Source organism: Streptomyces sp. 891-h (genome assembly GCF_022760275.1).
In the GTDB taxonomy this organism is placed as follows: domain Bacteria; phylum Actinomycetota; class Actinomycetes; order Streptomycetales; family Streptomycetaceae; genus Streptomyces; species Streptomyces spirodelae.
Genome location: NZ_CP050693.1, coordinates 1,900,213 through 1,913,599 on the forward strand (window position 1 = coordinate 1,900,213; position 13,387 = coordinate 1,913,599).

9 protein-coding genes are annotated in these 13,387 nt (G+C 70.2%); 7 read left to right on the forward strand and 2 right to left on the reverse strand.

The genetic code is table 11. The annotated features are described in order from the left end of the window. The first annotated feature begins 5 nt into the window (after positions 1–5). Positions 6–3,071, forward strand: coding sequence for a glycoside hydrolase family 38 C-terminal domain-containing protein (locus HC362_RS08015; protein WP_243083225.1), 3,066 nt, complete (start codon positions 6–8; stop codon positions 3,069–3,071). Here the strand turns inward: HC362_RS08015 and HC362_RS08020 are convergent. After that, positions 3,037–4,464 carry a HAMP domain-containing sensor histidine kinase gene (locus HC362_RS08020; RefSeq protein ID WP_243083226.1) on the reverse strand — a complete coding sequence of 476 codons (1,428 nt, stop codon included), beginning with the start codon at positions 4,462–4,464 and terminating at the stop codon, positions 3,037–3,039. The two genes, HC362_RS08015 and HC362_RS08020, sit on opposite strands and share 35 nt — an antisense overlap. Before the next feature lie 26 nt (positions 4,465–4,490). Beyond that, positions 4,491–5,216 (reverse strand): response regulator transcription factor, encoded by a 726-nt coding sequence (locus tag HC362_RS08025; RefSeq protein WP_243083227.1) that lies wholly within the window; start codon positions 5,214–5,216, stop codon positions 4,491–4,493. A gap of 351 nt (positions 5,217–5,567) precedes the next feature. Between HC362_RS08025 and HC362_RS08030 the strand changes: the two genes are divergently transcribed. The 6 genes from HC362_RS08030 to HC362_RS08055 all read left to right on the forward strand — a co-directional run bounded on the left by HC362_RS08030 (position 5,568) and on the right by HC362_RS08055 (position 13,295). Beyond that, on the forward strand, positions 5,568–6,353 hold the full coding sequence (locus HC362_RS08030) for an amino acid ABC transporter ATP-binding protein (protein WP_243083228.1): 786 nt from the start codon (positions 5,568–5,570) through the stop codon (positions 6,351–6,353). A 211-nt stretch (positions 6,354–6,564) separates the two neighbouring features. Beyond that, positions 6,565–7,476: a glutamate ABC transporter substrate-binding protein gene (locus HC362_RS08035; protein WP_243083229.1), complete on the forward strand. Its 912-nt coding sequence runs from the start codon at positions 6,565–6,567 to the stop codon at positions 7,474–7,476. Between the two features lie 163 nt (positions 7,477–7,639). Then, positions 7,640–8,287 carry an amino acid ABC transporter permease gene (locus tag HC362_RS08040; protein WP_243083230.1) on the forward strand — a complete coding sequence of 216 codons (648 nt, stop codon included), beginning with the start codon at positions 7,640–7,642 and terminating at the stop codon, positions 8,285–8,287. Continuing rightward, on the forward strand, positions 8,284–9,177 hold the full coding sequence (locus tag HC362_RS08045; RefSeq protein ID WP_243083231.1) for an amino acid ABC transporter permease: 894 nt from the start codon (positions 8,284–8,286) through the stop codon (positions 9,175–9,177). Before HC362_RS08040 ends, HC362_RS08045 begins: the two co-directional genes overlap by 4 nt. Positions 9,178–9,403: 226 nt before the next feature. Next, positions 9,404–11,146 (forward strand): FAD-dependent monooxygenase, encoded by a 1,743-nt coding sequence (locus tag HC362_RS08050; protein WP_243083232.1) that lies wholly within the window; start codon positions 9,404–9,406, stop codon positions 11,144–11,146. A 70-nt stretch (positions 11,147–11,216) separates the two neighbouring features. Beyond that, entirely contained in the window at positions 11,217–13,295 is a 2,079-nt protein-coding gene (locus HC362_RS08055) for a glycoside hydrolase (RefSeq protein ID WP_243083233.1), read from the forward strand. The last annotated feature ends 92 nt before the right edge of the window (positions 13,296–13,387 follow it).

The window sequence follows — 13,387 nt, forward strand, 5'->3', positions numbered from 1 at the left end:
GATCGATGCATGACGACCGCCGTACTGTCGAGGACCGGCTGCGCCGCGCACTGGACGAGCGGGTACGCCCCGCTGTCCACACCTCCGCGCTGCCACTGACCGTCGAACGCTGGGAGGCGCCGGGAGAGCCGGTGCCGGTCGCACAGGGCGTCTCGGCGCCCTACGGGCCGGCCGCGGTCGGCGAGACCTGGGGACCCGCCTGGGGCACGACCTGGTTCCGGGTGACGGGACAGGTTCCGCGCGCATGGGCGGGCCGGACGGTGGAGGCCGTACTGGACCTCGGCTTCGAGCGGAACATGCCGGGCTTCCAGTGCGAGGGACTCGTCTACCGGGCGGACGGCGAAGCGGTCAAAGGGCTGCATCCGCGCAACTCCTGGGTGCGGCTGGCGGACACCGCCGCCGGCGGCGAGGAGATCGAGCTGTACATCGAGGCCGCCTCCAATCCGATCGTCAACACCCCGCAGACACCGACCCACCAGGGCGACATCCGCACGGCGGACAGCACGCCTCTCTACCGGCTGGCACGGATGGATCTGGCCGTCTTCGAGCCGCAGGTGTGGGAGCTGGCCCTGGACCTGGAGGTGGCGGGCTCGCTGATGCGTGAGCTCCCGCTGGAGGACGCCCGCCGCTGGGAGCTGCTGCGGGCCCTGGAGCGGGCGCTGGACGCCCTGGACCTGGCGGACGTGCCCGGCAGCGCCGGCCGGGCGCGGGAGCGGCTCTCAGACACGCTGACGGCCCCGGCGCGGGCGTCGGCGCACCTGGTCAGCGCGGTGGGACACGCGCACATCGACTCCGCCTGGCTGTGGCCGCTGCGCGAGACGGTGCGCAAGGTGGCCCGGACCGCGTCCAACATGGTCGCGCTGATGGACGACCATCCGGAGTTCGTCTTCGCCATGTCGCAGGCCCAGCAGTTCGCCTGGATCAAGGAGCACCGGCCCGAGGTGTACGCCAAGGTCAAGCGGAAGGTCGCCGAGGGCCGGTTCGTCCCGGTGGGCGGCATGTGGGTGGAGTCGGACACCAACATGGTCGGCGGCGAGGCCATGGCTCGGCAGTTCCTCTACGGCAAGAAGTTCTTCCTGGACGAGTTCGGCATCGAGACGGACGAAGTGTGGCTGCCCGACTCCTTCGGCTACACGGCGGCACTGCCGCAGCTGGTGAAGCTGTCCGGGTCCACCTGGTTCCTCACCCAGAAGATCTCCTGGAGCAGCACCAACCCCTTCCCGCACCACACCTTCTGGTGGGAGGGAATCGACGGCACACGGATCTTCACCCACTTCCCTCCGGTGGACACCTACAACTCGACCCTCAGCGGCGAGGAACTGGCGCACGCGGCACGCAATTTCCGCGAGAAGGGGGCGGCCTCGCGCTCCCTCGTACCCTTCGGCCACGGTGACGGCGGTGGCGGTGCGACCCGCGAGATGCTGGGCCGCGCCGCCCGGCTGCGCGATCTGGACGGCTCACCGCGGGTGACCGTGGAGAAGCCGGCTGCGTTCTTCGAGAAGGCCCACCAGGAGTACCCGAACGCCCCCGTGTGGCAGGGCGAGCTGTACCTCGAACTGCACCGGGGTACGTACACCTCGCAGGCCAAGACCAAGCAGGGCAACCGGCGCTCGGAGTCCCTGCTGCGCGAGGCCGAGCTGTGGGCCGCGACCGCCGCCGTGCGCACCAGCGGCTACGCCTATCCGTACGAGCGGCTGGAGCGGCTGTGGAAGACGGTGCTGCTGCACCAGTTCCACGACATCCTGCCGGGCTCCTCCATCGCCTGGGTGCACCGTGAGGCCCGCGAGACGTACGCGCGCGTGGCCGAGGAACTGACGGAGATCATCGACCAGGCGCAGCAGGCCCTCGCCGGGCGCGGGGACCGGGAGCTGGTCCTCAACGGCTCCCCGCATCGCCGCCGGGGCGTCCCGGCGGGCGGCGCCCGACCCCTCGACGGCCGGGTCGCGCAGGCAACCACGGCACAGGCCGTCACCGTGGCGGAGCGGGCTCGCGGCGGCTGGACGCTGGACAACGGACTGCTGCGCGTGGAGGTGGACGGCCGCGGTCTGGTCGTCTCCGTCTTCGACCAGCGCTCCGGGCGGGAAGCCCTCGCACCGGGACAGGCGGCCAACCTCCTCCAGCTCCATCCGGACCTGCCCAACCACTGGGACGCCTGGGATGTCGACGTCTTCTACCGGCACACTGCCACCGATCTGACGCACGCCGATGAGCTGACCGTCGCCGAGGCCGACGGGAACAGTGCCACCGTCCGGGTCGCCAGGTCCTTCGGCCGGTCGGCCGTGGTGCAGACAGTGACTCTCCAGGCCGGCAGCTCGGTGCTGCTCATGGAGGCCGACGTCGACTGGCACGAGAGCGAGAAGCTGCTCAAGGCGGCGTTCCCGCTCGATGTGAAGGCCGACCGTTCCGCAGCGGAGACACAGTTCGGGCACGTCTTCCGGCCCACCCACACCAACACCTCCTGGGAGGCTGCCAAGTTCGAGATCTGCGCGCACCGCTGGCTGCACGTGGAAGAGCCCGGCTGGGGCGCCGCGCTGGTCAACGACTCGACGTACGGGCACGACGTCACCCGCGACATCCGCGAGGACGGCGGCCAGACCACCACGGTCCGCCTCTCGCTGCTGCGCGCTCCCCGCTACCCGGACCCGGAGACGGACCAGGGGCGGCACCGGCTGCGCTACGGACTCGTTCCCGGCGCCACGCTCCAGGACGCCGTACGCGAGGGCCACTGGATCAACCTGCCCGAGCGGACCGTCCAAGGCGACGGCAGCCACGTCACCCCCCTGATCTCGCTGGAGGGCGAACAGGCCGACCGGATCGTCGCCGAGACCGTGAAACTGGCCGAGGACGGCAGCGGCGATGTGGTCGTCCGCCTCTACGAGTCGCTGGGCGGGCGGGCGAGCGCGCTGCTGGCTCCCGGTTTCCCCGTCACCTCGGTGACCGAGACCGACCTGCTGGAGCGCCCACTGTCCGACCCCCGGGCGCACCACACCGTGGAGGAGGCCGGGGTACGGGTGACACTGCGGCCCTTCCAGATCCTCACTCTGCGTCTGGGGCGTTCCGGGGCACGGTGATCAGCACCCGCAGGCCCCGCGGGTCATTGTGCGCGAAGGACAGCACCGCGCCGCTCCCGGCCAGCAGCGCGCGGGTGATGGACAGGCCGAGCCCGGAGCCGGAGACGTTCTGGTGGCGACTGCTGCGCCAGAAGCGGTCACCCACCCGCTCCAGCTCCTCGTCGGTCAGCCCGGGCCCGGCGTCGGCCGTCTCGACGGTCACGCTGTCGCCCTCCGCGCGTACGGTGACCGTGACGGTTCCGCCGTCAGGGGTGAACTTCACCGCGTTGTCGACGACGGCGTCCAGCGCGCTGGAGAGCGCCACCGGGTCGGCCCACCCGGTGGCGGCCGACTGCCCGGCCAGTGTCAGCTCCACGCCCTTCTGTTCGGCACTTGGGCGCCAGGCCGCGACGCGCTCCGCGGCGATGTCGGCGACATCGGTCAGTTGCACATGTGCGGTGTCGGAGTGCTCGGCCAGGGCCAGGTCGAGCAGATCGTCCAGCACCCGTGCCAGCCGCTTGCCCTCGGCCCGTACGGAGGCCATCTCCTCGTTGCCCTCGGGCAGCTCCAGGGCGAGCAGTTCGATACGCAGCAGCAGTGCGGAGAGCGGGTTGCGCAACTGGTGCGAGGCGTCGGCGACGAAGGCGCGCTGCTGTTCCAGCACGCTCTCCACATTGCCCGCCATCTCGTTGAAGGAGTGCGCCAGTCTGCGCAGTTCGGGAGGCCCGACCGAATCGACGACACGGGAGGTGAGCTTCCCGGTGGCGATCTCGTGCGCTGCCCGGTCCAGCGTCCGCACGGGCTTGAGCACCCACCCGGTCAGGCGCAGCGCCGCCGCCAGGGCCAGCAGCATCGCGGCGGCCTCCCCGGCGGCGATGGCCAGCCAGCCGCGCATGATCCGCGAGCGCATCGGCCCGGTGGGCGAGTCGGTCAGCACCACGGCCGCCACATCGCCGTCCCTGATGACCGGAGAGGCGACTGCGATCCGGCCGTCGCTCTGCCAGGGCCACACCTGGGGCGGGTCGTGGCTGCGTCGTCCGGCCAGCGCCTCGGCGAAGGCGCGTGCCCCGTCCGGCCTGCCCTTCTTCCCGCCCTCCTGCCCCTCTCCTGGCACTCGCCAGTCGGCGGGAGAGGCGGCCATCGTGCGCCCGTCCCGGTAGAAGACGCCGGCCCGGATGCCGTAGAGGTCGTGGTAGCGGTTCAGCTCGTGCTGCAGGGTGGCGCGGCGTTCGTCGGGCTGGCTGGTGGAAGTGACGAACTGCGCGAGGGAGGCGAAGCGCGCGGTGTCGTCGATCCTGTCGACCACCACGCGCTGCTGCTGTGCCTGTGCCTGGCTCAGCGCCAGCGGGAAGCCCAGCGCGAGCAGGATTCCGGCCAGCAGGATGATCAGAAGCGGGAGGAGGCGGCTGCGCACGTCGTCGGTCCGGTCCGGGCCTGGGGTCAGTCGCCCTGAGCGGCCATGCGGTAGCCCACCCCGCGTACCGTCTCGATCAGGGCGGGCCGCTGCAGCTTGGAGCGGAGCGAGGCCACGTGCACCTCGAGGGTGCGGCCGGTCCCCTCCCAGCTGGTGCGCCAGACCTCGCTGATGATCTGCTCGCGCCGGAAGACGACACCGGGGCGCTGGGCCAGCAGCGCCAGCAGGTCGAACTCCTTGCGGGTGAGCGGCACCGGCGCGCCGTCCACGCTGACCTGCCGGGTGGGCAGCTCGATGGTCACGGCCCCCAGCCGCAGCGTGCCGGCTCCGTCCGCTCCCTGCGCTGCCGTCCGCTCCCCGGCCGCGGGGGCCTCCTCGACGGCCGTGCGGCGGCTGACTGCGTGGATACGGGCGAGCAGCTCGCCCATGTCGTACGGCTTGACGACGTAGTCGTCCGCGCCCAGGTTGAGCCCGTGTATCCGGGACCGTACGTCGGCGCGTGCGGTCACCATGATCACCGGGGTGGAGCTGGTACGGCGGATGCGGCCGCACACCTCGAAACCGTCCTGGTCCGGCAGGCCCAGGTCGAGCAGGACGACGGCGAAACCGGGCCCCTCCTGACCGCCGACGAGCAGTTCCTGGAGCGCCTCGGCGCCGCTGCGCACATGTGTGACCTCGAAGCCGTGCCGCGCCAGCACCGCGGAGAGCGCCGCGGCGACGCGGTCGTCGTCCTCGACGAGCAGCAGTCTCACCCGACGCCCTCCTGTTCTTCCCACCGCCTCCGGCGAACGATTCCGACAGTGCATCCACGCCGATCGGCGCAGGTGAGTCAAGGGGTCACCGGGAACAGGCGGGCATCCGTTATACAGCCGGTACGACGACCGTCATACAGCCACAACGGCCTCCGGGCCCGCTGCCCGACCAGGGGGCGGACGGTCCGGAGAAGCCCCGGTCACCCCGCGTCGCCCCCTTCACTGCCCCCTCTACCCACTGTGCCGGGCCGCAGCCGGATCGTTATGCTCAATTTCAGCTCAGATATAATGACGGTCACGCCGGCCGCTCACTAAGGTCCTCGCAACCGACGAGGACGGAGCTACACGTCGATGAGCGAAGTATCGGTGACCAAGGACGCAGGCGGTCCCGAGCCCGCGACCGACAAGCTGGTCGTGCTGGACAACATCAACAAGCACTTCGGTGCGCTGCACGTCCTCCAGGACATTGACCTGACCATCGCCCGCGGCGAGGTCGTCGTCGTGATCGGCCCCTCCGGGTCCGGCAAGTCCACGCTGTGCCGCACCATCAACCGGCTGGAGACGGTGGACTCGGGCAGCATCACGATCGACGGCAAGCCGCTGCCCGCGGAGGGCAAGGACCTGGCCAAGCTCCGTGCCGACGTCGGCATGGTCTTCCAGTCCTTCAACCTCTTCGCGCACAAGACGGTGCTGGAGAACGTCACGCTGGGCCAGATCAAGGTCCGCAAGACGGACAAGCGGGTGGCGGAGGAGCAGGCGCGTACGCTGCTCGACCGGGTCGGCGTCGGCAACCAGGCCGACAAGTACCCCGCACAGCTCTCCGGCGGCCAGCAGCAGCGCGTCGCGATCGCCCGGGCACTGGCGATGGACCCGAAGGTGATGCTCTTCGACGAGCCGACCTCGGCCCTCGACCCGGAGATGATCAACGAAGTCCTGGAGGTCATGCAGCAACTGGCCCGGGACGGAATGACGATGGTCGTCGTCACGCACGAGATGGGCTTCGCAAGGTCAGCCGCGAACCGCGTGGTTTTCATGGCGGACGGCCGGATCGTGGAGGAGGCCACCCCGGATCAGTTCTTCAGCAACCCGCGCAGCGACCGCGCCAAGGACTTCCTCTCGAAGATCCTGCACCACTGAGCCCGCACCACGGGCCCACCCCCCGGTGGGCGCCACCGGGTCTGCACCGTCAGGCCTGCCCTGCCAGACCTGCACCGTCAGCCTGCACCACTCGGTGTCACCGCCGAGTCTTCACCGCTGAGGCCCGCACGTACGACCCCGCCCCTCCGGGGCAGGGCGCCGGGCGGGCAGCGCACCGGGCCAACGACTGTTCAAGCAAGGGATGTTCACCATGAAGTTCCACAAGACCGCCGCGGCGGCAGCCGCTGTCCTGGCTCTCGCCGCCACCGCAGCCTGCGGTGGCAAGGAAGGCTCCGCGGGCGACAAGCCCAAGGACCAGACGGACGAGAAGGCGCTGCCCAAGTACGAGGTCGCCAAGGACGTCAAGATCGACTCGGCCGTCCTGAAGAAGGCCCAGAAGCGCGGCAAGATCGTCATCGGCGCCAAGGCCGACCAGCCCTACCTCGGCTTCCAGGACCAGTCGACCAAGAAGTACTCCGGCTTCGACATCGAGATCGCCAAGATGATCGCGGCCGACCTGGGCTTCACCCCCAAGCAGATCGAGTGGAAGACGGTCGACTCCGGCGCTCGCGAGACCACCGTCTCCAAGGGCGACGTCGACCTCATGATCGGCACCTACACGATCAACGACGAGCGCAAGAAGCAGATCGACTTCGCGGGCCCGTACTTCCACGCCGGCGCCTCGCTGCTCGTCCGCAAGGACGAGAAGGAGGTCACAGGCCCGGACTCCGTCAAGGGCAAGAAGGTCTGCTCCATCGTCGGCTCCACCCCGCTGCAGACCATCAAGGAGCCCAAGTACGGCGCCAAGGTCACGGAGCTGAGCAAGTACTCGGAGTGCGTCTCGCAGCTGCTCGACGGCCAGGTCGACGCGGTCACCACGGATGACGCGATCCTCATGGGATACGCCGCGCAGAATCCCGGCAAGCTCAAGGTCGTCGGCAAGCCGTTCTCCGACGAGCCTTACGGTGTCGGTCTGAAGAAGGGCGACAAGGCGCTGCAGAAGGCCGTCGCCGACGCGCTCAAGAAGCACCAGGACAACGGCGACTACAAGAAGGCGTTCGAAGCCACGCTGGGCAAGTCCGGCTCCAAGTTCAAGACGCCGCCCGAGATCACCGAGAAGTGATGACCCACGCCCCGCTCCCCGGCCTCAGCGCCGCGCGGGGCGGGGCGTGGTTCTGTTCCGGGCACATTGTCTGCTCCGGCGTTCCCTCCCACCCGCCGGGTGACCAACCCGTGCCCGGTCCGGCCTTTCCCGCCGCCCCTACGCGACTCCTCGCGGAGAATTCATGAACGTACTTCTCGACAACCTGGCGCTGTTCCGCGAGGGATTCCTCGGCACCTTGTGGCTGACGGTCGTCAGTGCGCTGCTCGCCCTGGTGCTCGGTCTGGTGATCGCGGGCTTCCGCGTCTCGCCTGTGCCCCCGCTGCGCATATTCGGCACGCTGTGGGTCAACGTCCTGCGGAACACCCCGCTGACGCTGCTCTTCCTGGTGGCCTTCTTCGTCGTGCCCAAGGTGCTCTTCCCCGGCGTCGATTCCTTCATTCTGGCCGTGTGCGCGTGCGGCTTCTACACCTCGTCGTTCGTCGCCGAGGCCGTCCGTTCGGGCATCAACACCGTGCCCATGGGCCAGGCGGAAGCCGCCCGCGCCATCGGCATGACCTTCACCCAGACCATGCGGATCGTGGTGCTCCCCCAGGCCACCCGTACGGTCGTGCCCCCGATGAGCAGCATATTCATCGCCCTGACGAAGAACACCGCGATCGCCGGCGCCTTCGACAACGTCGACCTGTTCAACATCCAGAAGACGCTGAGCAACGACGGCTACGACATCGCTGTGATCTTCATCTGGATCACCGTGGGTTACCTGATCATCACGTACGCCATCAACGGCCTCTTCCGGCTGCTGGAGAACCGTCTGGAGGTCGCCCGATGAGTGCGAGCGTCCTGTTCGACGCGCCCGGCCCGAAGGCGCGCGTCCGCAACCTGATCTACTCCGTCGTCGGCAGCATCGGCCTCGTCGCCCTGATCGCCTGGGTCTGCTACCGGCTGTACGACAAGGGGCAGTTCGCGGGCGAGCTGTGGGACATCTTCAACTACGCGGGCATCCGCCAGAACATCTTCGATGCCCTGCTCTCCACCCTGAAGGTGTTCGCGCTGGCGGGCGTGTTCTCCCTGGCCTTCGCCGTGGTGCTGTGTGTGGCGCGGCTGTCGGACCACAAGCCTGTGCGCTGGGTGGCCGTCGTCTTCATCGACCTGTTCCGGTCGATCCCACTGCTCATCACCATCTTCGCGCTGTGGGTTGGCATTCTCGGCGACATGACGCCCATGTGGGCGCTCGTGCTGGGCCTGACGATCTACAACGGCTGCGTCCAGGCCGAGGTGCTGCGCGCCGGTGTCAACGCGGTGCCCAAGGGACAGGTGGAAGCGGCCTACGCGCTCGGTCTGCGCAAGACCCAGGTGACCGCCTCGGTACTGTTTCCGCAGGCCGTGCGCTCCATGCTGCCGTCGATCATCAGCCAGCTGGTGGTGACCTTGAAGGACACCTCGCTGGGCTACATCATCCTCTACCCGGAGCTGCTGTACTCGGCCCGGCTCATCGCCAACAACACCCCGGTGGGCGGCGTCTATCCGACCGTGCAGACAGTCATCGTCTTCGGCGCGATCTACATCGGGCTGTGCCTCGTCCTGGCCTGGCTGGCGAAGTTCGTCGAGCAGCGCGGGCGCAGGTCCAAGGCGGGAATCGTCCCCGCGGCAGCCGAGCAGCCCGAGGAGGTCGCCGCTCCCGGGGACGTGGCAAAGCCGAGCGACGTGTCCAAGGACTGAGCGAGTCCGGGACCCTGCCTCCCGTACACCAGTCCGCCGTACACCACTCCGACGCGGTCCATGGCGCGGGCACCCGCCCGTTCCATGGGCCGCGTCGGCATCTTATGGCGTCACTTGACGCATGCTCAGGCAATGGGTTGCATACCAGCGTGATCGTGCACCAGGCTCCACCACCGGAGAAACCCGGCCCCCGTCAGCACCAGCAGGGCTGCGAGGTTTCCACACTGTGGATCCGGTGATCGTCGTCGGGGCCGGTCCCGTCGGGCTCGCCCTTTCCCTCGCGCTCGCCCGGCACGCCGTCCCCTCCCTCGTCCTCGACTCCACCGACGGCAACCCGCCACCTCGTGCGGCGCGCAGCTGCATACTGCGTCCGGACACCGCTGCCGTGCTGCCCCCGCTGCCCGGGCTGCGCTGGCGCTCCTGGCGCACCCGGCGCCGCACGCAGCAGGTCGAGCAGATCGAGCTCGCACCGGAGCAGGCACCGGTGCACGTCGAGCAGCACGCGCTGGAGCGCACGCTGCGCAGCGCCCTCGCTGAGGAGAAGCTGGCGCGGATCGTCACCGACAGCCATGTCGACCTGCTCGAACAGGACGCGACCGGTGTCACGGCACACACCCGGGGCCCCTCCGGCACCTGGTGGCGGGGCAGTTACGCCGTCGGCTGCGACGGCGCACGCTCGATGGTCCGCAAACTGCTCGGGGTGCGCTTCCCCGGACGTACGGCCGTCGAACGGCACGCGGTCGCGGCCCTGCGGGTGCGGCTGCCCTGGGAGGAGGGGCAGTACGACGAGGACGGCGCGTGGGAGCCGGGAGACGTGGGAGCGGCACTCCTGCACCGCGACCCGGGCGGTACGCCGGGTGAGGTGACGGCCCGCCCGCTGCCCCAGGGCCGGTGGCGGCTGGACTGGCTGCTGCCTCCGCGCGGCGAGCTGGTGACGCCCGAGGAGATGCTGGAACGGGTGGCGGACACCCTCGCCGTCTGGTCCGAGGAATCGCTGCGTGAGTCGGCCAAGGCGGCTGCCGCACCGGTCGGCGGCAGGGCCGGCAGAGCGGGCAGGCCCGGCACGTCCGGCACGCCTCGCCGGCCCGCCGCTGGGGGCGGACCAGGAGCCGGCCCCGACGGAGCGGGTGCGAGCAGCGGCATCGGGCCGTACGAGCTCGTCGACACCGGCGTGCACACCGCGCACCAGCGGCTGGCCCGGCACTGGCGCGTGGACCGCGTCTTCCTCGCCGGGGACGCCGCACACCTGACCGGTGCGCTGGGGGTGCAGGCCGTCGACGAAGGTCTGCGGGACGCCTCCAACCTGGCCTGGAAACTCGCGCTGGCCTGGCACCACGGGCACGGCGCGGCGGCGGACACGCTGCTGGACAGCTACGAGACGGAACGGCGCGGCGCCATGGTCGCCCGGCTGCGCGCCGTCGACCAGGCGCTGCCGGTCGTACGCCGCGGCGGTGGACTGCGCGCGCTGCTGCCCGGTGGCGCACGCACCCACCTGGGCCTGCTGACCGACGGCCACCTCGGGCGGGGGCTGCTGGGAGCCCCGCCCGCCTACACCCGTACGCCGTTGACTCCGGGGCGCGGAAGCGTTGCCGAGGTGACCGTCGGGACGGCGCCGGGAGCACCCGTGTGCGACGTTTCCGTCACGGCTACTGACGGCTCGCGCGGCGCCCTGTACGAGTGGCTGGGCGGCGCGGGCGGAGAGCTGCTGGTGCTGCTGGTGGCACCAGGCACCGGGGTCTGGGACAGCCGGCACTGGCTGACAGCGGGCATGATGCCCGAACTGGCCGCCGCTGTTGCCGGGTTGCCGCTGCGCGCCACACTGCTGGTCGCTGAGAACTACCCCGGGGCGGCAGCGCACACCGTGCTGGCCATCCGCGCCGACGGGCATCTGGCAGCGGCCTTCCCGGCGGGACGCTTCAACGCCCTGCGCACCTGCGCGGAGGCCGTACGCGGAGGGGCGTACTCGTGAGAGGCGTGCGCTATCGCCACCCGGGTTGCTCTTAGAAACCTCTTAGCCGCCCTCTCCATGCTGACCAACCATGGAAGAACCGGAGAACGCCCCGCACGGGGAGACCCAACAACCCGGGGCCGCGCGCCGACGCCGCAATCGCGCCCTCGGGATCGCAGCGGCGCTCGCCGTGACGGTCACCACCGCCTCGGCGGGTTACGCCGCTTTCGCAGGCCCCGGTCCCGGCGTCGGCCCCGGCCGGAACGCCCCCGGCTCCGCACCGCCCCGCGTCCACGGAAGCGCGGTCGACATTCCGGTGGCGGGCGGCACCACCACGGTCGACACCGCCTCGCTGCGGGTGACCGGCCGTACCGACAGCGGCGCGGCCGTACCGGTCTCCGGCGCGGCGGCCCACGCCGAGAAGCTGGGCAAGCCGAGCGCCGTCAAGGTCGACGGCACCCGCGCCTCCTGGTCGTACCCCGCCAAGGGGCTGAGGGTCACGGCGGCCGGCGAACGGGGACGGCTGCGAATGACAGTGCGCTCGCAGCGGGACGGCACGCTCGCATGGCCGGTCACCGGCAAGGGCGCCGGAACGGGCGGGAAGGACGCCGCGCTACAGGTGCCCCGCGGTGAGGGACTGTCCGTACCGGCCAGGGACACGTTCTGGAACTCCGAGCAGGCGGGCCTCGCCGGCACCGAGGCCGACCTGGCCACCGGCTCCCTCACCCTGCCGCTGTGGGGCTACACCACGCGAGGACACGGCGTCAGCTATCTCGTCCCGGAGAGCGTGGGCACCTCACTGGCCTTCGCATCCACGGGCGGAAAGCTGCACGCGACCGCCAAGCACGCATTCTCCCGCCGGGAGAAGACCCTCGACTACACCGTCACCTTCTCCCTCACCTCGGCCTCGCCCGTCGCACCGGCCGCCGACTATCACCGCTGGCTCCGCGAGCACGGCCAACTGCACACACTCAAGCAGAAGATCGCCGAGAACCCCCGGGTCGCAAAGCTGCTCGGCGCCCAGCACGCCTATCTCTGGGGCAAGGCCCGGAGCGCGGAAGCCGTGCGCAGGCTGCGCGAACAGGGCAACACCCGGCTGTGGCTCGGCTACGACGCCGACGGCCATCCCATGAGCAGAGAGGCGGTGACGGCGGCCAAGAAGCAGGGCTACCTCGTGGGCCCCTACGACTCCTACGCCAACGGCCAGGACCCGAAGACCGCCGACACCCCGGTGGCGAAGTGGCCCGGATCGGTCTACCCCGACTACTGCGTACGCAACTGGAAGGGCGAGCCCAAGACAGGGTTCGGCGGTCGCGGCTGCTACCTGAGCTCCGAGGCCTTCGCCAGGTCCGAGCCCACGAAGCACTATCTGGCCGCACATACGAAGAAGATCACCAGGAACGGCGCCAACAGCGTCTTCCTGGACGTCGACGCCGCCGGCGAGCTCTTCAGCGACTTCTCCGAGGCTCACCCGATGACCAGGAAGCAGGACCGGGCAAACCGGATGGCACGCATGCGCACCCTCGCCGAGAAGCATGGCTTCGTCGTCGGCTCGGAGTCCGCCGTCTCCTGGTCCGCACCGGTGCTCGCGTTCGACCACGGCGCACAGACCCCGGTCAACGACGGCCTGTGGGCCTTCCAGCAGGACAAGAAGAAGTGGGGCGGCTACTATCCGGCCGACGCGCCCGGCCAGTTCTTCAAGGCGACCGAGCTGCCCACGTCACTGGCGAAGTCGATGTTCGATCCGGCCTATCGGGTCCCGCTGTACGAGACGGCGCTGCACGACTCGGTGGTCAACACGGACCGCTGGGAGATCCCCTATGACAAGCTCCCAGCGCAGAAGTCGGACCGCGCGCTGATGTCGGTGCTCTACAACACCCCTCTCAACTTCGTGCTGGGGGACGCGAACCTGGAATCGACGGGTAAGGAGATGGCCAGACTGCAGCGCTACTTCGCGCCTCTGCACCGGGCGGCGGGCACCGAACGGATGACCGACTTCCGCCGACTGACCGGCGACCACCAGGTCCAGCGCTCCGTCTTCGGGCGCGGCACCCTCACCGTGACGGCCAACTTCGGCACCAAGGCATACGCCGGGCTCCCGGGCGGCTGCGTGGACGCGAAGCTCAAGAACGAGTCCAAGGCGCGGCGCCTCTGCCCGTCCAGGGGCTGAGCACACCACCGTGGACCGGCCGCGCGGAGTGCGCGCACTCCGTTGGGCTGCCGCCGTCCAGCACCGGCACCGGGTATCCCCCGCCCCAGGCC